The organism is Microcoleus sp. Pol17C6 (genome assembly GCF_036701145.1).
GTDB lineage: Bacteria > Cyanobacteriota > Cyanobacteriia > Cyanobacteriales > Microcoleaceae > Microcoleus.
Genome location: NZ_JAUBQH010000019.1, coordinates 59,288 through 84,776 on the forward strand (window position 1 = coordinate 59,288; position 25,489 = coordinate 84,776).

Here is a 25,489-nt window from a genome sequence, read left to right on the forward strand (position 1 = left end):
CGATCGTACTTTCTATCAGATTCCTAGTCGGTATGCTGCATATTCGCGATCGTGACAATCTGCGTTTGATAAACCATCGTTATCCCAGGCATTAGGCTGCCAATCACGTTCGCGCCTCAAGTCATCTATTTCTTGTTGCTGTTCAAGGACTTTTTGCTCAAAGGATTGGATAGTTTTATCCTTAGCTTTGATAGTTTCATCCTTTGCTTCGTTTTCCTCAAGCAGACTGCGGTTCCACTGCGCCAAAGCGCGGTTCGACTTCGCCAAAGCGCGGTTCGACTCCGCCAAAACAGAGAGGGTTTTCTTAGTCCGCCGAAGGTTGGTGTACAACGACTCGCATTGTGGAGTATAATTATGGGACATATATTTCAAAAGTTACGTTGACTTGTGGTGGTCTGAAGTTGAGATGTCAAACCACCGTGAGTTTGCTAGCTAAAGCAAGGCCTCTGTCTGAATCGTTACTTCAGGCGGGCCTTTTCCATATCAGATATCATTTGCTATTGCAAAAACTACAAGACATTAAAGCATTGTCTTTCTTACACTTGGCAATGTGAGGAAGTTTTGTTTGAGCTTGTATTTTAAGAATTTACCATTAAATCGGTCTATTGTCAAATATAAATAAGACCGTTTGTTTTCTTTATTACGGAGATTTAAACATCCGATTGCCCACATCCGATGCCGCTTTAATCTAATAGGCTTGAATAGTGCAGTCTACCGGGCTATGGGTAAAGTGGATGCCAACTCAACCTCAATTTGCCGACATCCGATGCCGCTTTAATCTAATAGGCTTGAATAGCGCAGTCTACCGCGTTATGGGTAAAATGGATGCCACAATCAACCTAAATCTCTATTAAGAATTGAAACCTGAGTGAATTGATTGCGGGCAGATAGGGCAAGGGTTTCAGAAATATATAAAAAAGGTCGATCGCCCAAAACACCACCCAAACCAACTACTTGCCTAATACCACAGCATCCTTACTGCTAGCAAAAGCCGGACGAATAAATTCCTCCTTCTCGGACAGCGTGATGTAACCCTTATCTACAGCTAGCTGCATCACTTCCTGAAGAAAACCTCTGAGCACATCTAATGCTTGAGTGCGATCGCATTCAAAAACCTTTTCCCAACCAGAAGTTGCAAAGTTTCTCAACTAAAACTTACGCAGGGGAACTCAGAAACCGGGTTTTTTGCGATAAAACTTCGTTACAGCCGGCAGATTCACTAAAAAACCCGGTTTCTTTGGCGGAGTGCCTAAGTTCTGTCTATGTAATTTTCGCATATTAAAGTGGTAAGTTGGGTTTTGTTACCTCAACCCAACCTACTAATAAACTTACGGTGTCGGATTCGGATACTTAGCGTACACCGCATCGATTTCCGCTACAATCTCCCGATCCAAATTCACCTCCAAACTACCGATATTTTCCTCCAACTGTTCGAGACTGGTTGCACCGATAATAGTGCTAGTTACAAACCAGCGCGATCGCACATACGCCAAAGCCATCTGCGCCGGACTTATCCCATGTTTCCCCGCAATCTCAACATACGCTTTCACCGCATCGTTCAGATTAGTTTTATCGTAACGCTGACCAAATCCCGCAAATAAAGCCAACCTAGAATTTTCGGGAATTCCATTCAAGTATTTACCCGTTAACAGCCCAAATCCTAAAGGACTATAAGCCATCAATCCCAAATTTTTAAAACGGCAAGTTTCTGCTAAATTTAGGTGAAATGTGCGATTGGTCAAACTGAAAGCATTCTGAATAGAAACAACTTTCGGAAATCCGTGTTTTTCCGCCAACGTGCAAAACTCGCAAACTCCCCACGGCGTCTCGTTGCTCAAACCCAAATAGCGAACTTTGCCAGCTTTTATTAAGTCAGCAAATACTTCTAACTGTTCCAAAATCGGTACAGTTTCGTGCTCTTGGGCAATGTCGTAATCCGGCGCGCCAAATAGCGGCACGTAGCGATCGGGCCAGTGGATCTGATACAGGTCGATGTAGTCAGTTTGCAAGCGCTTCAGGCTGTCATTCAGGGCTTTTTCGACATTTGGGCGATCGATCTGATTTTTCCCTTTCCGAATCCACTTTAATCGAGTGCTTCTGCCCGCCACTTTAGTCGCTATAATGACTTTATCCCGCTGCTGTTTCGCCAACCATTCGCCGATATATTCCTCTGTTTTTCCCTGAGTTTCCGGCTTTCCAGGGACGGGATACATTTCTGCCGTATCGATAAAGTTGACACCTCTATCGATCGCAAAATCGAGCTGTTGGGCCGCTTCCTCAACGGTATTCTGCTGGCCGTAAGTCATCGTGCCCAAACAGATTTCCGATACTGATAAGTCGCTGTCGCCGAGTTTTTTGTATTCCATGATTTTGATGCTTGTCGTACCATTATCTGCTTCTATATTACCGAAAAACTTTCATTTATTTGCTGAGTCAAAAAAAGTACATGAGGCGCAGCTCTGCCGTAAAAAATCTCCATTTCCCCTCTGCTACTGTGCGCCCTCTGCGGTTAAAATATTTTAAAAGCTATTTGCCCTTAAATGTTAATATAAATAATTAGGTTCCGATAGTTTATGAGTAAGCGCCCGCCAAAAGTTCCGTTTGTAAATCTCTCCCTGCAACACCAGCCAATCCACTCCCAAATAGCAGAAGCTATTGGAAAAATTATCCAGGAAGGAGACTTTATTTTAGGTCAATCACTGACAGAATTTGAAACAGCATTTGCAGCAGCTTCAGGAGTAAAATACGGCGTAGGAGTGGCTTGTGGAACTGATGCGATCGCTCTGGGACTCCAAGCTTGCGGCATTAATCCGGGCGACGAAATTATCATACCCGCTAACACTTTTATCGCCACCGCGATCGCCGTCCTCCAAGCCAAAGCTATACCTATTCTTGTAGATTGTGACCCGGAAACCGCCCTGATTGACCTCACAGCAGCCGAAACAGCAGTTACCTCGAAAACTAAAGCAATTATCCCCGTACACCTCTACGGTCAAATGGTATCGCCCCGGCAGCTTTTAGATTTTGCGAACCGCCACGATTTAATCATATTTGAAGATGCCGCCCAAGCGCATCTAGCTTCCAGAGAAGGATACCGCGCGGGTTCCATTGGTAAAGCAGCAGCGTTCAGTTTTTATCCCAGCAAAAACCTCGGTTCTTTTGGCGACGGCGGGATGTTAATTACTAACGATGCAGAGCTCGCAGAAAAAATGCGAACTCTCCGCAATTACGGAGCACCGAGTAAATATTTGCACACAGAAATCGGCAGCAACAGCCGCCTCGACAATTTGCAAGCGGCCGTGCTCAATATTAAATTACCTTACTTAGAAAAATGGAATCGTGATCGCACCGACGCTGCTCAACACTACAATACTCTACTAGCACCATTGAAACACAAAGGCATTGTACCGATCGCCAACCACAGCAGCAGCGGTCACATTTATCACCTCTATGTTATCAAAATTACTGAGGAAAGCTCGATCGACCGCCACACGCTTCAGGAAAAACTCGCCCAAGACGGCATTCAAACAGGCATACACTATCCCGTACCTTGCCACCTGCAACCCGCCTACCAAAACTTAGGCAATCGGGGCGACTTTCCCCACGCAGAAACCCTGTGCGAACAGATTTTATCATTGCCAATGTATCCCGGATTGAGCAATACTCAGATCGAGCAAGTTGTTCGGGCGATCGTACTATCATTGAATTGCTAATTGTTCATAAAATTTATGCGGCAGGTGTTTCAAGCAGTAAGGTGCGGTTCTCAAAGCGTTTTGGTGGGGAATTAACAAATCTTTAACTCATAATTTAAAACCCGAAAGCGTTGCGAATCCAGCGCGGCAATCTTAAAACTTCTCAAACCATGCACATCCAGCGCAGAATTCGCATTGTTTTCAAGCGATACCTCCTGGGGGAAGGTATCACGGTGCTCCTAGTGCTGCTGTACGCCCCCCTGCTAGTACACTGGTACGACGGCTGGTTGAACAAAAGCATCAGCCTCGAACACGAATATTTCAGCCACGGACTAATTGGTTTGCCCTACGCAGCTTATATTGCTTGGATGAACCGAAAGTCCTGGCGCAGCTTGCCCAACTCACCGCATCCTTTGGGAGGCTTTTTGCTGGTACTAGCCACGCTTTTTTATCTGAGTCGCTTGAGCGATTTAGTAAATTTATCCCTCCCCGTAATGCTGGCCAGCATTTGCTTATCTTTAAAAGGAATTCCCGGCTTGAAATTGCAGGCGATGCCGCTTTTATTCGTATTTCTGGCCTCGCCGAACCACATTCCTTACCTCATAGAACCCTACGCCTTGCCCTTACAGCAATTCATTGCTGAAGCATCAGGCTGGATATTAATTAAGATTGGTATCAAGGTGAGAGTGGAAGAAATTTATCTGTACGTAAACGAGCGCATTGTAGAAGTTGCCCCGCACTGTGCAGGCTTGAAAATGCTGTTTACCAGTCTTTATGTCAGCTTAATTCTGCTGGATTGGACGGGAGTTTGGAACTCTCGCAAAAAAAGCCTTTTGTTTTTAGTGATTACATCCATTATTAGCATCACTTCCAACATTTTTCGTAATACTTTGCTAACTTACTTTCACGGAACTGACAGAGAGGCGCTTTTTACTTGGCTACACGCCGGATGGGGCGGAGATTTGTATTCTGCTTGTATACTAGGATTATTGGTACTTGTCCTCAACGGGATGGAAAAGTATTTCCCAAGTCAGTCTGGCAATTAATGAAACAGATGATTTCAGCACAGAAACTACTGCGGCGGTATCAATTATCTAAAATTATGGTACTGGTGTTTTTGCTGGTATTAGTTGGGGCAGTAGCAATTCCCGGCTACGCGACGGGAAGGTGGCCTTGGACAAACCCGCCAACCCTTGCCAACCTCAAGCAATTAAGAAGTTTGCGCCAAAACGGGATAAAAATTCCTGGATGGCAGGTTATAGGCGTTCAGAATAACGTCCAAATTGGCGCTCACAGATGGTTAGTTGAAGAAATTAAAAAGGATAAAACAATTGCCATTTTATTGCTGTTGCCTCAAAATTACCCCAAAAACCAGCCCCAAGTAGAATGGCTAGATATCGATGGATTTCACCGATGGCAAACCGATTCTCATCGCACTTTGAGGTTTACAGTTAAATTAGCACCCATACCCGACCAGCCACCGCCTACTGTCGAAGCCAGGTTTTTCCGAAGCTGGACTCGCCAACAAACTTTTGCTGTCGTGCAATGGTACGCTTGGCCTAACGGGGGTTCTCCAGCAACCAGCCGTTGGTTTTGGGAAGACAGTATTGCTAGACTGTCGAACCGCCGCGCCTCTTGGGTTGCTGTCAGTATCATCCTTCCCATTCAACCGCAGGGCGAGATTAAGATAGCTCAACCATTGCTGGAATCTCTTGCCGAAAGTATCCAGGCTAAATTAATTACAGAAACTTTTCGGTTTCAGTAAGCAGGTAGGTGCAAATAAATCGGCCTAGGGAGTGGGCGGGTTTTGCCACAATCAACTGCTTCCTAGTAAAGATCCGAGTTCAACCCGCCCTGAAAAGATATTATTGTTTTTTCGCGCTACTCTATTTAGATGAAACTTACAAATCAGGTCATTATTCAAAATATTACTTTTTTAAATCCTCTGAAAATGCGGGAAAAATCCACTATTAAAAATCGCCTCGCTTTTTCCTTGGCAGGTCTGTATTCAACTGCTTGGACTCTATCTTTTGCTGCTGTATTCTGGGGTTTTAATAGCAAAAATTTTTCGGAAACCGCTTTAGCTCAATCTGTTGTTCCAAGAGACGAGCGACTCGTGGCGCCACCGCCATTGCGTTTACCGCCACCGCCACCGCCGCCTGCCAATTTCAACCGGGATATTAACCCAGCTTTTCGGAATCGGCCCTACCGCCTGGGCCCGGGAGACCAGATTTCTGTTCAAGTTCAGCGCTTCCCAGAGCTAGGTTTTACGGGTGCAATCAGCCCTGAAGGGGTAATTGTACTGCCGCTAATCGGAACAGTAAATGTGCGTGGTCTTACCGTCGAAGAATCACAGCAGCGTCTCCGGGAGCGCTTTGGCCAATTTATCAAAAATCCTCAAGTCTCGGCTGCTTTGCTGGTTCAGCGCCCGGTAGTGGTGACGGTGACGGGGGAAGTGGCAAGACCGGGTTTTTATCCGCTGCAAACCCCCCAGCTTCCTGCGGCTCTGGCGGCGGCGGCTGGGACTACTCCTACGGCGGAACTGCGGGCGGTGCGGGTGCGGCGGACTCTGCCGGGAGGTGCTGTCGCAGAGCAAGTTGTTGATATTTTGACACCGTTGCAAACTGGTATTGCTCCGCCGGATTTGCGTTTGGAAGATGGAGATGCGATCGTCGTACCGTATAAACAGGTTACGCCCGATCGCAAATCCGATCAAGATTTAGCATCCAGGTACAGCCTAGCTGCTGCTGCTGTCCCCGTCCAAATCACTGTCACCGGAGAAGTCAGCAAACCGGGTTTTTACACGCTTCCGGCGGGTTCTGGTCGAATTTCGGCTGCTTTGGTGATTGCGGGGGGAGTGACGGGAAAAGCCGATTTACGGGCGGTACGAGTGCGGCGGACGCTGACGGACGGCTCGTCGGTGGAGGAACCAATCGACCTCTACACTCCCCTAGCAAACGCTAACGATTTGTTCGATTTTCCTTTGGCATCAGGAGATGTGATTGTCATCCCGGAATTGGACGCTAGTACCAAAAACCTAGACTACGACAAAGCTCTTGTTTCGCGGTCTACTCTGATTAAGCCCAGGATCTACGTTCGAGTTTTGAGTTACGCTAGTGGTGGTTTGACCTCGTTCTACGTAGAAAATGGCAGCAGGTTTTTGGATGCTCTCAACAACTTACCTGTTAATCTTGCTAACTTGCGGAAAATAGCCCTGATTCGGTTCGACGAAAAGCAAGGTAGAGCAATCAACCGTTCGATAGATGCCAAAGCTGCTTTGGAGGGCAATGTTTCTCAGAACCCGATGCTCGAAGATAATGATGTGATTGTTATTGGTAGGAATCTGGTAGAGCGCATTGGTTATGTACTCAATACTTTTACTCGACCATTCCGGGATACTTTGGGATTTATTCTGTTCTTTGAGCAGTTGAGAAATGGGGTGACAGATTTGTTCGGCCCGTCACGTAATGATAGGTAGTCATACTATTTTCAATTTTCAATTTTCATTTGTCGATGGGGAATGACTTATGCGATATGCGTTTACAACTTACCTACAGTTGCAGCTTGTTTGGAAATGGGTATCATTTGTCAGCAATCATTAGTTATCGTTAACAATTAGCAATCTAAAATCTAAAAGTTAAAATCTAAAATCTAAAATCGTCATGACTTTATCCGTTGTTAAACGTTATTTAATTGCTTTCGACCAATACAAGTGGGTGGGACTGGCTACTCTCGCAGTGACTGTTGGCGTGTCGGGAGTAGTGGCTGTGCAGCCAAAGCCTGCGCCAGTTTACGTTGCAATAGGTACGCTGGCCTACGACAGACCGAGCGTGATTTTTTCATCGACTACTACTAAAATTCAACAGGAAGGACAAGAAATAACTAAAGATATGCTGCTGGATACAAGAGTGGTTGAACCAGCAGCCGAAAAACTCATCAAACCCGAAGAAAAATTAAACAAAGAAGAAGCGAAAGAAAAAATACAAGCTTTGGCTAAAAAGCTGGGAAAAGATGTGCAGATAAAGATGCCAAGTAAGAATAATGACCCCAGCGCTTTGATTCAAGTATTGTACAAAAATGGCGATCGCAAAAAAGCAGAAGCGGTAGTAAAGACGCTGATGTACGAAATGGTGGAACACAGCAAAAGTATTAATACTTCTAGACTGCGAGCAACGATCACCCAAATTAACCAGCGTTTGCCGAAAGTAACTCAGGAACTTAGAGAGACGGAAGCAAAACTTGAAGCCTACGAAAAACGAGAAGGGACTTCAATTTTAGCAGCTCAGAGCGGTGCTTTGCCGCAAGCGATTACCAGCAGCCAACAGCAGCAGCGACAACTCCGCGTGCAGTTGGGAGGCATGGAAGCTCAAATTAACAGTTTGCAGGAGCGCTTGGGATTGAATGTGGAGCAAGCTTACGTCGCTCAAGCACTCTCTGCCGATCCAATTATTGCCCAACTGCGAGTGCAATTGTTTTCGATCGAATCTCAGCTCAAAATTCTCCGCAGCGACTTGCAGGAGGAACACCCGAAAATTGTAGAATTGCTCAAACAAAAACAAGCTTTTGAGCAGCAGTTGCAGCAGCGACAATCTGAGGTACTCGGCGGTAACGGGGTGGCGGCTCCCCTCAGAAGTGCCGCTCGAATTCGGGTAGACTCTTCTTTAGATCCGGCCAGACAGCAGTTAGCTCAAACTTTGATTGCTTTGCAAACGCAGCGGGATGCGGCGCAACAGCAACTCCAAGGAATCGAGAAAACTGAACAGCTATTGCGTCGGGAACACGCGACAATCCCCAACAAGCAGTTAGAACAAGCCCGTTTGGCACAGCAAGTGGCGTTCAAAAAAGCTCTCTACGACAAGATGCAGTCGGCTTTGGTAGATGCTGAGGCGGCGGTAGCTGAGACAACGGGGAGTTTGAGAATCGCCCAATTGCCGCAAACTGATGACGTTGAGTCAAACAAGAGAGGTTTGCCCGTGATGCTGGCGGTGGGAGGATTTGTGGGATTGCTGCTGGGCGGGGGGTTGATATTTTTGTTGGGGATGCTCAACGGCAAGTTTTACAGTTGGGAAGAAGTGCGGGCGGCTTTGGTGGAAAAAGAGGTGCCGATACTGGGAGTTTTGCCGGAAGTGACGGTGTTTGATTCCTACGGCGATGAAATGCCTCTGGCCCTGGAGGCAAATTCTCCCTATTTGGAATTTTACGAGCGGTTGCGTACTAATTTGCGCCGGATTGGGGACAAACCGGTGAAGGTGGTGTTGTTGACTTCGGCGGCGCCTTTGGAGGGGAAAAGTTTTAGTGCTTACAATTTGGCAATTGCATCGGCTCGATCGGGTAAACGGACTTTGCTAATTGAAGCAGATTTGCGATCGCCTTCTAACGTTGAATCTTTGAAAATTGCTGCTGATCCTCTGGCGACAGTGGAACCTTTGCACTATTACGGCAATATTAGCGAGTGCGTCCTTTTGGTTCCAGAGGTAGAAAACCTATATGTCGTGCCGAGTCCCGGCTTTTTGCGACAAGCCTCCGCCGTACTAGAATCAAGCGAAATGCGGAGATTGTTTGAGGATGTTCGCAACCGCTTTGATTTTGTGGTTGTCGATTCTCCGGCTTTGAGCGAGTGCAACGACGCGCTGACGCTGGAACCGTACACGGACGGTATGATTTTGGTGGCGCGGCCTGGTTACACTTTGTCTAGTATGTTGTCTGAGGCGGCAGATCAGTTGTTGGAATCTGAGGATGAGGAGTCGCATAAATCCGGGCCGCGGCTGTTGGGAGCGATTATTAACGGTGCTGACATTCCGGTCAAGTTCCGCAATGATCTTGATGAATTGGAGTTGCCTTTGAGTGCGATCGGCGAGCGCGCGATCGAAGTGAAATCGAGGCAATTACCGCAGCAGTCAAAGCCTAAAAACAAGGCTATTAATAGTAAATTGAGCTAATTTATCTGGCTTGATTCTTGTAAAGCAATCCTCAACGAAATATGAATATATTGTAGGTTGCAACCTAAACAGCTTAAGCCGAAAGCACAGTCAACTGCCTGTCGATTTGAGATTTGAGATTTGAGATTTAAAAATTGACTCCACAGATGAATCTGGGAGCTGGAACTTCGGTCTAAAATTTTTCGCTTGTCAACAGTCAACTGTCAACCGTCAACAGTCAACAGTCATTACTTGAAAATGTGTCATCGCACTATTGATTGGATTCCGGGCGTTTCTGGTGTTTGCTCTGGATAAACTGTTCCAAATCGGCGATCGCATCTTCAAAATCCGACAAATTAATTTTCGCAGGTCTAGTCTTCTTCGGCGGACTCGAAGACTGACTCGAAGACTTAGCCTGATGCGGTGGAGATTTAGGTTGTGCAGCTTGACTGCTGTTCGATTCTATAGAATCGAACAATTCATCCAGGGACTCAAAAAATGATTGAGCCGAGGCCCGGCGTAAATCTTTCTGGTCGTCGTCATCCGTCATAAGCCACTCCATAGGGTCTAAAATTTGCCAACAAACTCTGTCCGCCCCGGCGCGTGCAGAGATTAGACATGAAAACCGACTAAAACAAGCAGGAGGACAGAATTTAACCGGGCGATGGGAATGCCTGTGGCTGAACTTGCTGTCCCATATAAAACCTGCAGCGGGCATTGTCAGCCTTCAAACTATATTTAACTCTACACCCGCCTACTGAGTGATTTGAGACTTGGTGCAGACCCAGCTCAAAATCATTGACCCTGAAAAAATCTCAGTTACGGCTCTTTCGTTGTCTAATTAACCCTAGTCTAGTCGAGAATAAGGAGACAGGACTTATGCAACTATTACCGCTGTTCAAGGGTTGCGATGGCAACGCGCCACCTCGAAAGAACGGAGAGACGGTGTTTTTTGCTTGAGTCCTAAGATTTCAAAGGCATTAGGAGATTTTAAGGTGACTCAGGGATTTGATTACGATTTAGCAATTATCGGCGCTGGCGTGGGCGGACACGGCGCGGCCATACACGCGGTTAGCTGCGGGCTGAAAGTGGCAATTATCGAAGCAGGGGACATGGGGGGGACTTGCGTCAACCGCGGCTGCATTCCCTCGAAGGCGCTGTTGGCAGCTTCGGGGCGAGTGCGAGATTTGCGGAATGCCCACCACCTGAAGACTTTGGGAATTCAATTGGGCAGTGTGGATTTCGATCGCGGGGCGATCGCCAATCACGCTAACACTATTGTTAGCAAACTTCGCGGCGACTTGACCAACAGCCTCAAACGTTTGAACGTCGATGTCATCCAAGGTTGGGGAAAAATCGCCGGTTCTCAAAAAATTACCGTCGAAACCGATAAAGGCGAGAAAACTATTACTGCCAAGGATATTATTCTCGCTCCCGGTTCGGTTCCCTTCGTCCCCCCCGGGATAGAAATTGACGGCAAAACTGTATTTACCAGCGACGATGCTGTCAGGTTGGAATCGCTACCGAAGTGGATTGCAATTATTGGTAGCGGTTATATCGGTTTGGAGTTTTCCGATATTTACACCGCACTGGGCTGTGAAATCACGATGATTGAGGCTCTAGATCAATTGATGCCGACTTTCGATCCAGATATTGCTAAGTTAGCAGAACGGGTGTTAATTGCACCCCGCGATATTGAAACAAAAGTGGGTGTTTTGGCTAAGAAGATTACTCCTGGTTCGCCAGTAATTATTGAATTAGCTGATTTCAAAACTAAGGAAGTTGTCGAAGTTTTGGAAGTAGATGCTTGTTTGGTAGCAACTGGTCGGGTGCCGGTGAGCAAGAATTTGGGGTTAGAAACTGTTGGCGTGGAAACGATGCGCGGTTATATCCCAGTTAACGATAAGATGCAGGTTTTAGCGGCGGGAGAACCGGTGCAAAATTTGTGGGCGATCGGCGATGTTAATGGCAAGATGATGTTAGCGCATTCTGCGTCTGCTCAGGGAATTGCTGCGGTGGAAAATATTTGTGGCCGTGCCCGCGAAGTTGACTATTTGAGTATCCCGGCGGCGGCGTTTACTCACCCGGAAATTAGCTATGTGGGGATGACGGAACCTGCGGCAAAAGAGTTAGGAAAAGCCGAAGGGTTTGAGGTAGCTTCTGTCAAGACTTATTTTAAGGGAAATTCTAAGGCTATTGCGGAGGGTGAAACTGACGGTATGGCTAAGGTGATTTACCGGAAAGATACTGGGGAATTGTTGGGAGTTCACATTTTCGGTTTGCACGCTTCGGATTTGATTCAGGAGGCGGCAAATGCGATCGCCCAGCGCGATTCTGTGAACACTTTAGCATTCCGAGTTCACACTCACCCGACCCTTTCGGAAGTGTTGGATGAGGCGTTTAAACGGGCGGCTGGAGCGGGTAGTCATTAATTTGTAGGGGCTGTTTTCTTGTTTTATATCCCCGACTTGTTGAATAAGTCGGGGATTTCGGTATACTGTTTTAGGGCGGTGGTAGAGCAAGTTAAAGGTGATGAAAGTGCTCGCAATTGCATCTTTTAGCATTCTCCAGAACAGGCAAGATGCCTGTTCCACAAAGAGTAAGTTTTTTTGTGGGTGGGCATCCTGCCCGCCCGTAAAAGGCTTATTGAGAAATGAAATTCCCTCTTTGCGAATGTTCCGCAATAAAGGCCCGTTATAGTGCGTAAATCGCTGTTCGTCCATAAACAGACAGCTAAGGACTTCATCATTTTGGAGCGACAAATCGGCTCGAATGTGGCTGGTTCTTTTAATTTCTTCGCCTGGGTTTACTTGCCCTTTGAGGACGACTAAAATATCAATGTCAGAGTCTGGGCGTGCATCGCCTCTGGCTTGGGAACCGTAGAGTACCATTTGGGTGAGGCGATCGCCGTACAGTTGCTCGAAGTGCGATCTTAATTGCATCAGTATGTTCTTAAGTTTATCGTTAATGCTCATATCTGTTATAAATGATTGGAGGGCGATCGGGATTCTTTCGTTATACCCAATATCGCACTCCGATTTTCTCCTACTCACGATAGCTTCTCTCATCAATGGTTGTCAAAGCGGTAAATTTCCCTATGGTGTTGGAGAAACAGAATTAGTGATACTCAAAAAAATAGCGATCGCACCTCAATAATAGAAGGGCGATCGCTCTTTCAGCAGCTAAGTCAATTCTCAGAAATACCAGAGCAACATAGCCTGTGTCTAGCATTTTCCGGTCATGGATTTCAAAGACTATTGGGGTTGAGCTGCTTCAACTATAGCCTTGACCATATTAATAGCTTCCTTGAGAGGCATTTGACCAGTTTCGACAGCCCTGATTAAATGCTGAGCATCTTGAGGGGTAATTAGATTAAGCCTAACTGGTTCTTTCAAGGAAACAATAAATTTTGTCTTGTCACTCTCTCCAAGCTTAGATGCTCTTTCTTTTATTTCAACCTCTCTTAGCTGTTCTTTTAGCTGTTGGATCAATTCTGCTTTTTTCGCTTCATTATAGCCGCCACCTTTGATTAGCCTCGATACTCCATAGCAAGCAGCTCCACCTGCTAAAGCCGCTCCGGCAACCAGTCCCAAAGGAGCAGCTACCACCATACCGATCCCAGTTATTGCTGTGATTATTGGTATAGATGTAGTTATTCCCGCAGCAGAAACAGCCACGCCAGCACCAATCGCACCTAATGCTGTAATCCCAACATCACCTAAAATTCCGAGTTTATCATCTGGATTTTTTTCCAATTCCTCGATCGCTTTAAGGATTTGCTCCTTAGTTAGGGTTTTATTTCCTGACATATTAAGCCTCCTGATTGTTTCAAATTTTCTTATTTAAGCAGTGATAACGTTGCGAAAAACTGCATTGAAAACATCAATCAGTAGTTGAAAAAACAATTGGGCGATTTGAATAAAGTCTTGTGTTACTCCAACTATTCCATCTACTTGACGGTAGCCTTGATCTAGTCTATGTCCAGCGATCGCACCAACAGTTATACCTAGCACTGCTGCCAATGGCGCTAACACTGGGCCTATAATTGGTACTGAATTTGCCAATAGCCCCACAGCAGCTCCTAAAGCAATGCCAGTAGCTAAATTAGGATGTGCCTTGACAAACTCGATAATTTTGATCAGAACAATTTTCCCTACAGCCAAAACTTTGTTACCAGCTTTTTTCGTGTAGCTAGCCAACTCGTGCAATCTGATGGTGACTTCGTGGGGCAAGCCGCTCTCATTTAACCAGACATACAACTCGCTACTACTCATTGAATCGGCATCTACTTGCCAGAGAGCCATTTTTAAGTTTGCTTGGGGGAGGGATAATGCTTGTGCAGTCATTTTTTTCCTATGGGAAAGCTATAATAGTGCCTCTTAAATATGATTGTGACTATAAAATCTCAGTCTTGTCCAGTCGGAAAAAGTCGGATAAAGTAGGCACTTTTATATAATTTGCCATTTACCCACGCCAGAAAAAGCTGGAGAAACTCCATCGGGTCGGAAAAAGTCGGATCGAGTAGGATATAATAGGCAAAACCCCAGCATTAACCCGACCTATGGACGTTCAAGAAGTCTTAAAACTTGCCGACGACCTAGTTTTTATCAATACGGGAAAACACTTAGACAATCTGCAAGAGAGGATACTGCGGGGAACTTTACAAGGTCAGAAATACTCAAAAATAGCAGATGAATCTCACTGTAGTGAAGGTCACATTAAAGATATTGCCTCTACTTTATGGAAGCTACTATCAGAAGTATTAGGCGAAGAAGTCAATAAAGCAAATTTTAGAGTCAGATTGGAGCAAGTAAAATTCTCAAATCTCTGGAACTTCAATAAAGATATTGTACAAATTGGTGAAGTCAACTTCTGTGAAAATAATTCACAGTCCCCAAAAGTCCCCACTTCACCAATTGATGAAGAACCCCTAAACAAAGGCAATACTGAACCAAAATTGCGTCAATTCTTAGCTGAAATGCCTAAGTCGGGCATTTTCTACGATCGCACCACCTCTCTCACCACCCTCAAACAGTGGATTCTCCACGAAAACACCCGCCTACTCGCCATACACGGCATAGTCGGCATTGGTAAAACCGCGATCGCCGCACAACTTGTCGAACAAATCAAACATGAATTTGATTTCGTCATCTGGCGAAGTATCGCCACATCTCCACCCCTGTCAATACTTCAAACAAATATAATTCAATTCTTCTGTAGGGGCGGTGCCCCCGTGCCCGCCCCAAATGCCGACGGCGTGGTTGTCCCAGAGAATGGGGCAACCACGGGGGGATTGCCCCTACTCAACTACTTGCAAAAATACCGCTGTCTGCTGATACTCGATGACGTACAAATGGTAAATAGCAGCGGACAACTCGCTGGCAATTACCAACCTGGATATGAAGATTACGGCACACTATTCAGACAGGTAGCAGAATTATCTCACAACAGTTGTTTAGTGTTGCTCAGTTCCGAAAAACCCAGAGAAATCGCCGCATTAGAAGGAAAAAATCAGCCAGTTCGCTCATTACAACTCAATGGTTTAGGTGTTGAAGCGGGGGAACTCCTTAGAGAAAAAGGTTTAGCTGAACATGAAAAATGGTCAGAACTAATTGAACAATACAGAGGCAATCCCTTGTGGTTAAAAATAGTTGCTACAATGATTCAAGATTTATTTAACGGCAGCCTGTCGGAATTTTTGTCGGATGATACATTATTTTTAGGTGATTTAGAATCTTTACTGCATCAGCCATTTAATCGTTTATCTGAGTCAGAAAAACAGGTAATGTCATGGCTAGCGAGTGAAACCGCGCCAGTTTCCCTCTCAAAAGTGCCAGAGAATCTGCAATTATCTCGATCGCAATTTTTGAAAGTTATGCAATCCTTGGGACGGCGTTCATTAGTTGAAAAAATCCCGGAGGGCGATCGCACATTTTTCACTCTTGCACCGATACTAAAAGAGTATGTCAAAACTAACTATTCCCGCCCAAACATAGAAAAAGAAGCCCGATCGCCCTTTTAGTAAAATTCTGGTTTTAGCCGTTCGCACTTAAATTTGATAGAATTAAGTATCTGCCAAACATCTGAACGATCGCTCAATGCACGTTATCAGTCGCAAAAAATTAAGAGACTACTGCCAAAATCATGCTGATTCCTGCGAAGCCCTCGATGATTGGTACAAGATTGCTAGTCAAGCCAACTGGACTAAACTTATTGAAGTTCAAACTATTTATCCTCAAGCTGAAGCCGTTGGAAATTTTACAATTTTCAATATCAAAGGAAATAAATATCGCTTAATCGTAAGTCTTAACTATCAAAAGCAGATTGTTTATATCAAGTACATTTTGACTCATGCAGAATATGACAAAGACAACTGGAAAAATGACCCTTACTTTTGACTCAGACAGGTACAGCAGCCTGCTATCTCAATATCAACCTCGAATCATCAAAAATGAAGATGAAAACGAGACTTTTTTAGAAATAGTTGAAAACTTGCTGTCTCGAAAAAATTTAACTCCCGAAGAAGATACTCTGTTAGAACTTTTACTCAAACTTATTGAGGATTTTGAAGAAAGTCACTATCAACTGAATGCTTCAAATCCCCACTCAAGACTTCTTCATTTGATGGATGCTAGAAGTTTAGAAATAGCAGATTTAGTAGGAATTATTGGCACAGTTGAGACGGTAACTGAAATCGTTAACGGTCAGCTAGAAATTAGCAAAAAACAAGCTGAGGCTTTGGGAAAATTTTTTCATGTAAATCCGGGTTTGTTTCTGTTTGATTAATCGTCAACCATTATATAATACGTTGAAACTTGTGACGATCGCCCTTTATCCCCCTATCATGCTTCAAATCCGTCGCCGTCCCCCCAGCACATCCGTCTCCGTCCTCTACTTAGGCCGATCGCACAGCAGCAGATTCAGCAACACTTCCTTCATCTTTGCCACTCAAACCCGTTCCAAATTCAGTATATTGCCGCACATTAGGATGTCGAAAACCGAGTACAATATCTTCTTTAGGAATACCTGCTGCAAGTAAATCAGTCGCCACTCCTTCTTCGGTATCATCATATTGAATCCAAATTTTATCGCCGATTAAATTGATGTGGATTGGTGTGGCGTGAAGGTATTGGTCGCCATTCCAACCAATATCCAAGACTAAGTAGCTTCCTCGTTCATCATCAAAGAGAACTTGGGAATTATATCCGTCAGGTATGGCAGCGCGGTAGTTGGCGTGTTCTTGCAATATGGTTTTGATAATTTTTTTGTATCTTAATCGGGTATCCATTGAACTATCGCCTCACTTTTATCATCAAAAACAATCAGTTTGATAATCTGATTTTTCAATAACACTTGTCCTAATTCTATGGTAAATACGCTATTAAAAATAGGTTGAGAAATTGCCAAATAGAGACTTCTATCTATCCCCATTTCATTAAGCACTTGGCGGTAAAGAATGTACTGTCCCAAAGCCTGCTCCAAATCTTTTACATCCGATCGCCCTACAAAACTCTTGACCTCAACAACAATTTTTTTGGTCCCTTTTTCGGCATTAATTAGACGCTCTGCACCCAGGTCTGCAGATAAACGCTTGCGACCAATTTGCAGGGGAAATGGATCGTGAGTAATTGTCCACCCATCCTTTTGTAAGGCACGCTTAACTGTATCGTGATAAATATCTTTAGCTGGCACGCATTAGCTCTCAGGCTAGGAGGATTTACTGTAACCATTATATAATACGTTGACACTTGTTACGATCGCCCTTTATCCCCCTATCATGCTTCAAATCCGCCGTCGTCCCCCCAGCACATCAGTCTCCGTCCTCTACCTCAGCTACCAAATCGCCGTACCCGACGCCGAACCCCAGCACATCCTCGAAGAAATCGTCTGGGAAAAAGAAGCTGAAGTGGCCCAAAAGCGCGATCGCACCCCCTTATCCGAACTTCACAAAAAACTCCCCTTTGCACCGCCAACTCGCGACTTTCTTGCCGCTCTTAAAAACGGCAAAACTACACCCGCTATCATCGCCGAAGTTAAAAAAGCTTCCCCCAGCAAAGGTGTAATTCGCGAAGATTTCGACCCGGTGGCGATCGCCCTAGCTTACCAAGAAAACGGCGCCAGTTGCATCTCCGTACTCACCGATGAAAAGTTCTTTCAAGGCAGCTTCGACAACCTCGCTAAAATCCGTACCGCCGTCGATTTACCCTTACTTTGCAAAGAGTTTATTATCTATCCCTACCAAATCTATCTCGCCCGGATTCACGGCGCGGATGCTGTATTGTTAATCGCAGCCATTCTATCTGACAAAGACTTACAATATTTTGTGAAAATTGTCAAGACATTGGGCATGACAGCTTTGATAGAAGTTCACACTCTCGAAGAACTCGATCGAGTATTAACCCTACAAGGCGTCAACCTAATCGGTATCAACAACCGCAACCTAGCAGACTTTTCCGTCAGCCTAGAAACTACCACTCAACTATTAGCCGATCGACAAACCGAAATCCAAGCAAAAGGCATCCTCATCGTCAGCGAGTCAGGAATCCACACTCACGACGACTTAAATCAAGTTGCCAGTGCCGGCGCCCAAGCCGTCCTCATCGGCGAATCCCTGGTCAAGCAGCCCGATCCGGGTGCAGCTTTAGCCTCCCTTGCCGATCGCCCTCCCAGCCTGTGAAAGGCGAGACCGCTTGACAAACCACCCTTAATTCTGATAAAAAATGATTAAGTAGGTAAATAATGAGAATTTCTAGCCTGCATCGACTCAAGCGCTACTGTAAAAAAAAATAGCACTCAAAGCTATATTGCATAGAAATATTTTGCCAGAAAGCAATTAAATCTATTCTGTAAGCGGGTCGATCGCCAAATTTAGCGTGTCCAACGCACCCAGCCCCGAATATTCTATCGGCAAAGCAGGGGTTGCTGTACGGTTAGAAAACAAATAAAAAATCGGGCATCTAATGTTCACCTGTGATGCCTCATGCAATTGCAATGGGGTATCGGTTCGCTGAGGTATATTAGCTTTCATGGAGCCAATCCCCCTTCCTTCGTACATTCATTATGAATTGCTACTTCAATTGTTAGAACGCAAAACGATGTTTGCTGTCAGTCCACAATCGCCGCAGCAGCAACAAGTGCACCAACTTATTATTACACTGCGTAAAGCCCTTGCCATTCAAAAGCAATTAGAACAAAGCTGCGAGCGATCGAACATAGCGGTAGAACACCGCTGGTCTCTAAATGAAATTAACCACAAGGGAGTTAAAAGTTAAAAAAGTTAGAGTAGCGACGTGACGTATCGTATTTGATTTATTCTATATAACTCCCACAGAAAAACTTAGGACAATATCATGGACAACAAATTAATGCTGATGATTCCCGGCCCGACGCCGGTACCTGAAGCGGCCTTGTTAGCGATGGCAAAACACCCGATGGGCCACCGCAGCAAGGAATTTGACGGGATTTTTGCAGAATGTACCGAAAATTTGAAATGGCTGCACCAAACTAAAAGTGACGTGCTGAGTTTAACCGTTTCCGGTACCGGCGCGATGGAAGCTGGGATAATTAATTTCCTGAGTGCGGGCGATCGAGTTTTAGTCGGCACTAACGGCAAATTTGGCGAACGTTGGGCCGAAGTCGCCGAAGCTTACGGTTTAAACGCCGAAATTATTAAAGCCGAGTGGGGCCAACCTTTAGACCCCGAAAACTTCCGCGAAAAACTCGAAGCAGATACAGAGAAGCAAATCAAAGCTGTCATCATCACCCACTCGGAAACCTCTACCGGCGTCCTCAACGACCTCGAAACCATCAACCGCCACGTTAAAGCCCACGGTGAAGCTTTAATTATGGTCGATGCTGTCACTAGCTTAGGCGCTGTCAATATTCCTATGGACGCTTGGGGAATCGATGTCATTGCTTCGGGTTCTCAGAAAGCTTACATGATTCCTCCTGGTTTGGGTTTTGTGGCCGTCAGTCCCAAAGCTTGGGAAGCTTACAAAACTGCGAAACTGCCCCGCTATTATTTGGATTTGGGTAAATATAGCAAAGACGCTGCCAAAAATACCACTCCTTTTACTCCCCCTGTCAATATGTTTTTCGCCCTGCAAGCATCGCTGCAGATGATGAAAACAGAAGGGTTGGAAAATGTTTTCGCGCGACACAAACGTTTAATGACAACTACTCGCGCTGCTGTAAAAGCTTTAGGTTTGCCGTTGTTTGCTGCTGACGATGCCGCCAGCCCTGCGATTACTTCGGTTATGCCGCCAGCATCCGTAGATGCTCAAAAAGTGCGGACTTTGATGAGAAAGAGATTTGACATTGCTCTCGCCGACGGACAAGACCATTTGAAAGGTAAAATCTTCCGAATCGGTCATTTGGGCTTTGTGTGCGATCGCGATATTCTAGCAGCAATTTCCTCTTTAGAAGTCGTGTTGCGAGAATTGGGTCATGAAGGCTACACTCCTGGTGCCGGCGTTGCCGCTGCTGCGAAGCTTTTGGCTGAATCTTAATCCAAGTTATTAAAGGATTTTGGATTTTTGATTATTTATATCTAAAATCTAAAATCCTTTTAATATGCTTGGGATAACCAATCAAAGATTTTATCCAACTGGTCGAGAGTGACTAAACCGTATTGCCACAGAACCATCGGCAAGGAATTCGGGTCTTTATCGCGCTGCCGCTGTTTGTCACCGCCGACACGTTCGGCGACAGCAATTGACGCGGGAGAAATTGCCAAATCTTCTTGTAAAAATCGAATTAATCGAGTGTATGTAGCGGGTGCCATGTGATTTCACCTCTAAGTATAGGACACCATTTTCTGATGTGAACCTGATGTTTTTGATGAGTAATAAGCCAGTTTTAAATTTGTCTTGTTACCGTCGATAGCTTTTAAAACGCTATTAGCGGTTGAACTGCCAAACATAATGCTGAGTGCGACTGTAAAGCTAACCTTTCCCAAAAAGTGAAAGGTTTTGCAATTTTGCTGATGTCGGCCCGATCAACTTGCGATCGCGATCGAACTTAAACTGAATACCTCGGCATCTTTGGAGCGCGAATCAGAATTTATTCTGCTACCTAAAACTACTAAACCAGGTTCAGAGTTTAACTTCATCTGCCGAAATGCAGAATCCGCAAATCTACTTCGGCAAAATTAGTTAGATATTTCGATCAAACCCGAAACTGCTACCAGAAGTTAAGTTTGCCAATTACCGCCAATTAACTTGGCTCGTAGCATATTACTTTAGATAGGTTTAGTAGATTTACCTCGCTCGCCAGAACTTCCAGAGAATTTCTTTTCGTGTTGCTATACCTTGAGGCTGAGTATCGTCTCTCAGGATTGGTAACGAGTCGCTGACTCGTCTCATACCTGCGACCAACAATCTACAGCTTCCGGAAACAAGCTCAAGTCCTGACTGGCTGAGATCGACATCGTAGCAAATCTTTCGGTGTTTGTACTGAATCTTACATTAATATTCTAATAGATTTAATCAATTTTTGTAAAGTTTCTAAATTTTCGCCGGTATTCCGAAGGTAGGGGGCGGTTCGGCAACGGATTCCGTAACGGATGTAACGGATGCTAAAAAGAAGGAAGAAGTAAACCGGGGGATTATTTATTGATGGAGGTTTTCGTTAAAAAACTCGATTTCAATACGATCGCCCACTTTGACACCGAGTTCAGCAGCTCGCCCGCCCCGGAGTTCAATCACTCGATCTACAACTGTATCGGGCCCGTAGGTAGGACAAGGATCTTCAGTACAAGGAGGTGCAGAAACTTCGATCGCCTCAACCACCCCATCCCGCAGAAAAATCATATCCAGAGAAATCTTGCAATTTTTCATCCAAAAATTGACCAACCGCGCTGGTTTAAACTCAAACAGCATTCCTCTGTCATCCGGCAAAGAAGTTCTGTACATTAAACCCATAGCCTGTTGTTCCGGTGTTTTCGCCACTTCGAGTTCGATTGGGCGAGCGCCTATCCGAGCTCTAGCAGAAACAGGCAGCACTTGACCCGATGTTTTCGCCGTCGGAGACTGATTCGCCAAAATACCAGTAGCACCAGCATTGGCGATCGGTAAAGTCGGCGAACATCCCAGCAAAAATATACTTACTCCAATACCGAGCAAAGTAGTTAAATAACTCATAATGATTTTAGATTTTAGATTTTAGATTGGGAATGGGCCATTGGACATTGGAAATTAAAACATTCTTTTTTGACAACTGCCAACTGACTAATGACCACTGACTAATGACTAATGACTAATGACTAATGACTGCTTCAAGCTTCCCGCATCACATAGCCAACACCGCGCACCGTCTGAATCAAGCGCTTTTCGCCCTCATCTTCAATCTTGAGCCGCAGATAGCGGATGTAAACCTCAATCACATTCGACTCGCCCAAAAAGTCGTAACCCCAAACATTTTCCAGAATTTGTTCCCGAGTCAAAACCTCGCGGGGATGTTCCATCAAATACTTTAGCAGCTCAAATTCCTTCATCGTCAGGTCGATCGCCCGTCCATTGCGTAGGGCCCGCCTAGAGGCCAAATCCAAAACTAAATCGCCAAACCTCAATTGTTCGTTGCTGCTGTTATCCGGCTGCAAATACAAGCGCACCAACTGCAAAAACTCCTCAGTGCGGTAAGGTTTGAGAAAATAATCATCCGCCCCAGCTTCCAGACAAGCTACGCGATCGTCAACTGTATCGCGACCGACCAATAGCAGCACCGGCACCCGATTGCCAATACTTCTGAGGTAAGAACACAGTGATAGCCCCGACTCAGCGCCAAGTATTCGATCGATTACAATCAAAGCTGGCTGCAATTCACGGGCTAAATTTTGGCCGGTGGCGGTGTTAGAAGCTACTACCGGTTCATAGCCGGAGGATTTTAAGTCGAGACTCAAGTGTCCGGCGAGAACTTCGTCTGTTTCAACTAGCAGGACACAGGGATTGCGATCGAGAGTAATTGCAGCCATTGAATTGACCGATGAAGACCATAACTGTTCTAGCACGTTTGAGGGTTGTTGGCGGTTGACAGTTGACTGTTGTCAGTTGACTGTTGTTTGTTGGCTGTTGACTGTTGACTGTTAGCTGTTGTTTGTTATTAGACTTCTCCTAAAAAGCAGATTTTGAACAGGCAGGATGCCTGTTCCACGATAATTATGGAAGATGTCTATTTGTTATGGGTTATTTGCGAGTTGCTACCCATTATCAATTCCCAATTCTATAATGCCCCATGCCCCATGCCCCATGCCCCATGCCCAATTCCCCATGCCCAATTCCCAATTCCCAATTTAAATTATGACCATCATCGTATTCGGCAGTATCAACATCGACCTAGCAGCAAAAACTCCCCGGTTGCCACAGCCAGGGGAAACTATCATCGGTAGCAATTTTTTCACGGCCGGCGGCGGCAAAGGAGCAAATCAAGCCGTCGCGGCCGCCCGTCTCGGCACTTTCACCCACATCATCGGTCGCGTCGGCAACGATAAATTTGCTGAAGAATTATTGATAAATTTACAATCTTATGGTTTAAGTACAGACAATGTATTAATAGACCCAAACACTCATTCAGGAGTGGCAATTATCGCGGTAGACGAGACAGGTCAAAATAATATTATTGTGATTCCGGGCGCGAATAACAATGTCGGTGAAGCCGATATAGAACGTCTCAAAAAACTCTTAACAGCAGCTACATCTTTGCTGTTACAGTTAGAAATTCCGCTGGAAGTTGTCCAAAAAGCTGCGAAAGCTGCTCGTCAAGCGGGGGTGCGAGTTATTCTCGATCCAGCACCGGCGAGGGCGGATTTGCCGATCGAACTTTATCCGCTAATTGACATTATCACGCCGAATGAAGTGGAAGCGGGCCAGTTAGTCGGTTTTCGGGTGAATGACACGGAAACAGCGATTGTAGCTGCCAAACACTTGCAGGAGCGTGGTGTCAAGAATGTTATTGTCAAATTGGGCGATCGCGGGGCTGTTGCTGTTACTGCGGATGAAACGTTTTTTGTACCGGCTTTTGCTGTGGAGGCGATCGACACTGTGGCTGCGGGCGATGCTTTTAACGGCGGCTTGGCCTCGGCATTAGATGCCGGTCTGTCCTTGTCAGAGGCGGTGCGGTGGGGCGCAGCAGCGGGTGCTCTGTGCACAACTAAAAGGGGTGCTCAAGGTGCTATGTGCGATCGGGCAACTTTGGATAAATTTTTGCAGAATTTAATTTAAATTTATGAGAAGGAGTCAGAAGACAGAATTCCGAATTCCCCAGGCATGAAGTCAGGGGTAACGGTCACGGAAATATTTTTTTATTGTCTCATATTAAAATCGGAGGCTTTAAACCTTGATTCTCCATCCTGTCCCACAGAACGCATTCTTGATTCTGGATTCTGAATTGTGAATTTTTCTTTGGTAAGGTGCGCCGAAGAGCACCCTACGTTAACTTTCCAAACGCGCATTACTGGAACTTGTAAGGTGCGCCGCATAGCACCCTACTTGTCTACTTTTCTGGCCGCTGAATAATTGTTTCAGCTACCCTGCGCTTGACTTTTGGATCGATACCAATCAGCCGCACGTATTCGCCGCCGTGTTCCGCCAAACAAGTTTCTAAAGATGCAACCACATCTTTTTCCTGTGCACTGTTAATCGTCGCGCAACTTTGCCAAGAACCAGTCTTAAATCGGCGATTATCTGCATATTCCATGCCTATTTTGCAGCCTCTTGCTAACAACTGTTTTACTTGTTCCAATACCTCGGAACTCAGCCCCGCCGCATGACCGTTACCACCTTCAGAACTTGTTGGCTCGACGTAAGCCTTATAATATTTCGATGACGGGTCGTTTAATTGACTTTGCGTTGGCCTAGCAGCCGCAGCATTGGGGGTTCCTTGAACGTTGAACAGGCGCGATTGGTTGTATTCATCTACTAAGCGCATTTCCTGAATCCGCTTTTGTTGACCCACCATCAAATTGCCCATTTCTAATAAATGAGCGAGGCTGAAATTCGGGTTCTGGAAATCTGGCGCTGCTTCCAAAGTGTTTACCAAACGCTTGGAAACTCGCTCAATTCCTATTTTGTGAATGAATTCGCGGATTTGTTCGTCATAAATGCGCGATCGCAAAGCGCTAAAAAAGTCGATAGCCTGATCGGGAAAATGATCTACTAACCCCACAATATCGGTTTTTGACAACTTGTCAGACTCAAAAATTCCCCCAACAATGCCAATTTTATCATCCCGGCTGGGTTCCCAATAAAACTTCTCCATCCGCCCGTCGCGAATCAGCGGCGCGTACAGCGTAGAAAAATCATTTCCGGTGACAATAATCGGCACTCGGTGCAGTGGCGTACTGTCATAACTTCCCGGTAACTGCACGTTAGTTGGATTGTCAGCAATATTCATCAGAGTCGCATTGACCATCTGAGTATTGACAGTATATTGAGTAGTAGTATCGAACCTGCCAGCACCAGCATCCAAATCGTTAATAAAGATGGCGCACATCTCGCCGCGCACCCGAATTTGCTCCGCCGCTTCCCGGTAGCGCAAGCGAATTAAACGCGCCGGATCTCCGGCATCCGGGCTTTCTAATTCCCCACCAGATATCATCACCGGTTCAAAGCCCATCCGCCGAAAAACCAGTTCGGTTTGAAAAGTTTTGCCTTCTCCTTTGCGGCCGTGAATTCCCAAAATTAGGGGAACTCTTACCCCGGGCAAATTTAAAAAGTTCTTAGTGACGTGCACCGCAACTTTATCGAGAAAGTTAGGAGAAATGTAATAACTCATCAGTAGATTTGTGAGGGATTAATTGAAGTTACTGTTATGATTTTATGACAAAACTAACAGCCTGCACCGCTAACCTGGATTTTTACCGTACAATCGAGGTCTGAATATTAT

At 45.4% G+C, this 25,489-nt stretch carries 27 protein-coding genes; 13 read left to right on the top strand and 14 right to left on the bottom strand.

Annotation, left to right across the window (positions count from 1 at the left end; translation table 11 throughout):
• Positions 1–15 precede the first annotated feature (15 nt).
• The 3 genes from QUA25_RS12010 to QUA25_RS12020 all read right to left on the bottom strand — a co-directional run bounded on the left by QUA25_RS12010 (position 16) and on the right by QUA25_RS12020 (position 2,366).
• A complete protein-coding gene (locus tag QUA25_RS12010; protein ID WP_333037918.1) occupies positions 16–363 on the bottom strand; it encodes a hypothetical protein in 348 nt (115 codons plus the stop codon).
• Positions 364–950: 587 nt separating this feature from the next.
• Positions 951–1,148 carry a hypothetical protein gene (locus QUA25_RS12015; protein ID WP_333037921.1) on the bottom strand — a complete coding sequence of 66 codons (198 nt, stop codon included), beginning with the start codon at positions 1,146–1,148 and terminating at the stop codon, positions 951–953.
• A 180-nt stretch (positions 1,149–1,328) separates the two neighbouring features.
• Positions 1,329–2,366, bottom strand: coding sequence for an NADP(H)-dependent aldo-keto reductase (locus QUA25_RS12020; RefSeq protein ID WP_333037924.1), 1,038 nt, complete (start codon positions 2,364–2,366; stop codon positions 1,329–1,331).
• 207 nt (positions 2,367–2,573) lie between these two features.
• On the opposite strand from QUA25_RS12020, the gene QUA25_RS12025 reads away from it, so the two are divergent.
• The 5 genes from QUA25_RS12025 to QUA25_RS12045 all read left to right on the top strand — a co-directional run bounded on the left by QUA25_RS12025 (position 2,574) and on the right by QUA25_RS12045 (position 9,631).
• Positions 2,574–3,713 carry a DegT/DnrJ/EryC1/StrS family aminotransferase gene (locus QUA25_RS12025; RefSeq protein WP_333037929.1) on the top strand — a complete coding sequence of 380 codons (1,140 nt, stop codon included), beginning with the start codon at positions 2,574–2,576 and terminating at the stop codon, positions 3,711–3,713.
• A 149-nt stretch (positions 3,714–3,862) separates the two neighbouring features.
• Positions 3,863–4,738 carry a cyanoexosortase B gene (crtB, locus tag QUA25_RS12030; protein ID WP_333037931.1) on the top strand — a complete coding sequence of 292 codons (876 nt, stop codon included), beginning with the start codon at positions 3,863–3,865 and terminating at the stop codon, positions 4,736–4,738.
• Entirely contained in the window at positions 4,738–5,457 is a 720-nt protein-coding gene (locus QUA25_RS12035; RefSeq protein ID WP_333037933.1) for a cyanoexosortase B system-associated protein, read from the top strand. Before crtB ends, QUA25_RS12035 begins: the two co-directional genes overlap by 1 nt.
• Before the next feature lie 129 nt (positions 5,458–5,586).
• Positions 5,587–7,170: a polysaccharide biosynthesis/export family protein gene (locus QUA25_RS12040; protein ID WP_333037936.1), complete on the top strand. Its 1,584-nt coding sequence runs from the start codon at positions 5,587–5,589 to the stop codon at positions 7,168–7,170.
• A gap of 184 nt (positions 7,171–7,354) precedes the next feature.
• Entirely contained in the window at positions 7,355–9,631 is a 2,277-nt protein-coding gene (locus QUA25_RS12045) for a lipopolysaccharide biosynthesis (RefSeq protein WP_333037938.1), read from the top strand.
• A 250-nt stretch (positions 9,632–9,881) separates the two neighbouring features.
• Here the strand turns inward: QUA25_RS12045 and QUA25_RS12050 are convergent, their stop codons facing one another.
• Positions 9,882–10,160, bottom strand: coding sequence for a hypothetical protein (locus QUA25_RS12050; protein ID WP_333037939.1), 279 nt, complete (start codon positions 10,158–10,160; stop codon positions 9,882–9,884).
• Positions 10,161–10,605: 445 nt separating this feature from the next.
• Here QUA25_RS12050 and lpdA point away from each other — a divergent pair, with 445 nt between their 5' ends.
• Positions 10,606–12,042: a dihydrolipoyl dehydrogenase gene (lpdA, locus tag QUA25_RS12055; RefSeq protein WP_333037941.1), complete on the top strand. Its 1,437-nt coding sequence runs from the start codon at positions 10,606–10,608 to the stop codon at positions 12,040–12,042.
• On the opposite strand, the gene QUA25_RS12060 is transcribed toward lpdA, so the two are convergent.
• The 3 genes from QUA25_RS12060 to QUA25_RS12070 form a co-directional block, all read right to left on the bottom strand.
• Positions 11,956–12,585 carry a nucleotidyltransferase domain-containing protein gene (locus QUA25_RS12060; protein ID WP_333037942.1) on the bottom strand — a complete coding sequence of 210 codons (630 nt, stop codon included), beginning with the start codon at positions 12,583–12,585 and terminating at the stop codon, positions 11,956–11,958. The genes lpdA and QUA25_RS12060 overlap by 87 nt on opposite strands.
• Positions 12,586–12,864: 279 nt before the next feature.
• Positions 12,865–13,419, bottom strand: coding sequence for a hypothetical protein (locus tag QUA25_RS12065; protein ID WP_333037944.1), 555 nt, complete (start codon positions 13,417–13,419; stop codon positions 12,865–12,867).
• Positions 13,420–13,452: 33 nt separating this feature from the next.
• Positions 13,453–13,956 carry a hypothetical protein gene (locus QUA25_RS12070; RefSeq protein ID WP_333037947.1) on the bottom strand — a complete coding sequence of 168 codons (504 nt, stop codon included), beginning with the start codon at positions 13,954–13,956 and terminating at the stop codon, positions 13,453–13,455.
• 215 nt (positions 13,957–14,171) lie between these two features.
• Between QUA25_RS12070 and QUA25_RS12075 the strand changes: the two genes are divergently transcribed.
• The 3 genes from QUA25_RS12075 to QUA25_RS12085 all read left to right on the top strand — a co-directional run bounded on the left by QUA25_RS12075 (position 14,172) and on the right by QUA25_RS12085 (position 16,396).
• Positions 14,172–15,632, top strand: a complete 1,461-nt coding sequence (locus tag QUA25_RS12075; RefSeq protein ID WP_333037949.1) for an NB-ARC domain-containing protein — start codon at positions 14,172–14,174, stop codon at positions 15,630–15,632.
• Between the two features lie 76 nt (positions 15,633–15,708).
• Positions 15,709–16,008 carry a type II toxin-antitoxin system HigB family toxin gene (locus QUA25_RS12080; protein WP_333037951.1) on the top strand — a complete coding sequence of 100 codons (300 nt, stop codon included), beginning with the start codon at positions 15,709–15,711 and terminating at the stop codon, positions 16,006–16,008.
• Complete coding sequence (locus QUA25_RS12085) at positions 15,992–16,396, top strand: transcriptional regulator (RefSeq protein ID WP_333037953.1); 405 nt, start codon at positions 15,992–15,994, stop codon at positions 16,394–16,396. The genes QUA25_RS12080 and QUA25_RS12085 overlap by 17 nt, the downstream gene beginning before the upstream one ends.
• Before the next feature lie 109 nt (positions 16,397–16,505).
• On the opposite strand, the gene QUA25_RS12090 is transcribed toward QUA25_RS12085, so the two are convergent.
• On the bottom strand, positions 16,506–16,898 hold the full coding sequence (locus QUA25_RS12090) for a XisI protein (protein WP_333037955.1): 393 nt from the start codon (positions 16,896–16,898) through the stop codon (positions 16,506–16,508).
• Complete coding sequence (locus QUA25_RS12095) at positions 16,883–17,302, bottom strand: element excision factor XisH family protein (protein ID WP_333037957.1); 420 nt, start codon at positions 17,300–17,302, stop codon at positions 16,883–16,885. The genes QUA25_RS12090 and QUA25_RS12095 overlap by 16 nt, the downstream gene beginning before the upstream one ends.
• An 85-nt stretch (positions 17,303–17,387) precedes the next feature.
• Here QUA25_RS12095 and trpC point away from each other — a divergent pair, with 85 nt between their 5' ends.
• A complete protein-coding gene (trpC, locus tag QUA25_RS12100; protein WP_333038014.1) occupies positions 17,388–18,287 on the top strand; it encodes an indole-3-glycerol phosphate synthase TrpC in 900 nt (299 codons plus the stop codon).
• Between the two features lie 162 nt (positions 18,288–18,449).
• Here the strand turns inward: trpC and QUA25_RS12105 are convergent, their stop codons facing one another.
• Positions 18,450–18,638, bottom strand: coding sequence for a hypothetical protein (locus tag QUA25_RS12105; RefSeq protein WP_333037958.1), 189 nt, complete (start codon positions 18,636–18,638; stop codon positions 18,450–18,452).
• Between QUA25_RS12105 and QUA25_RS12110 the strand changes: the two genes are divergently transcribed.
• Together QUA25_RS12110 and QUA25_RS12115 are read left to right on the top strand one after the other, a co-directional pair.
• The gene (locus QUA25_RS12110) at positions 18,637–18,882 is read left to right on the top strand and encodes a DUF5340 domain-containing protein (protein WP_333037960.1); all 246 of its coding nucleotides are present in this window, start codon (positions 18,637–18,639) and stop codon (positions 18,880–18,882) included. The two genes, QUA25_RS12105 and QUA25_RS12110, sit on opposite strands and share 2 nt — an antisense overlap.
• 78 nt (positions 18,883–18,960) lie before the next feature.
• A complete protein-coding gene (locus QUA25_RS12115) occupies positions 18,961–20,118 on the top strand; it encodes an alanine--glyoxylate aminotransferase family protein (protein ID WP_333037961.1) in 1,158 nt (385 codons plus the stop codon).
• Between the two features lie 59 nt (positions 20,119–20,177).
• Here the strand turns inward: QUA25_RS12115 and QUA25_RS12120 are convergent, their stop codons facing one another.
• The 3 genes from QUA25_RS12120 to nblR form a co-directional block, all read right to left on the bottom strand.
• Complete coding sequence (locus tag QUA25_RS12120; RefSeq protein WP_190662748.1) at positions 20,178–20,393, bottom strand: DUF2949 domain-containing protein; 216 nt, start codon at positions 20,391–20,393, stop codon at positions 20,178–20,180.
• An 826-nt stretch (positions 20,394–21,219) separates the two neighbouring features.
• A complete protein-coding gene (locus QUA25_RS12125; RefSeq protein ID WP_333037965.1) occupies positions 21,220–21,750 on the bottom strand; it encodes a DUF192 domain-containing protein in 531 nt (176 codons plus the stop codon).
• A 134-nt stretch (positions 21,751–21,884) separates the two neighbouring features.
• Positions 21,885–22,580 (bottom strand): response regulator transcription factor NblR, encoded by a 696-nt coding sequence (gene nblR, locus QUA25_RS12130; RefSeq protein WP_333037968.1) that lies wholly within the window; start codon positions 22,578–22,580, stop codon positions 21,885–21,887.
• A gap of 325 nt (positions 22,581–22,905) precedes the next feature.
• On the opposite strand from nblR, the gene rbsK reads away from it, so the two are divergent.
• A complete protein-coding gene (rbsK, locus tag QUA25_RS12135; protein WP_333037971.1) occupies positions 22,906–23,826 on the top strand; it encodes a ribokinase in 921 nt (306 codons plus the stop codon).
• Between the two features lie 271 nt (positions 23,827–24,097).
• On the opposite strand, the gene QUA25_RS12140 is transcribed toward rbsK, so the two are convergent.
• Entirely contained in the window at positions 24,098–25,378 is a 1,281-nt protein-coding gene (locus QUA25_RS12140) for a ribulose bisphosphate carboxylase small subunit (RefSeq protein ID WP_333037973.1), read from the bottom strand.
• Positions 25,379–25,489 lie beyond the last annotated feature (111 nt).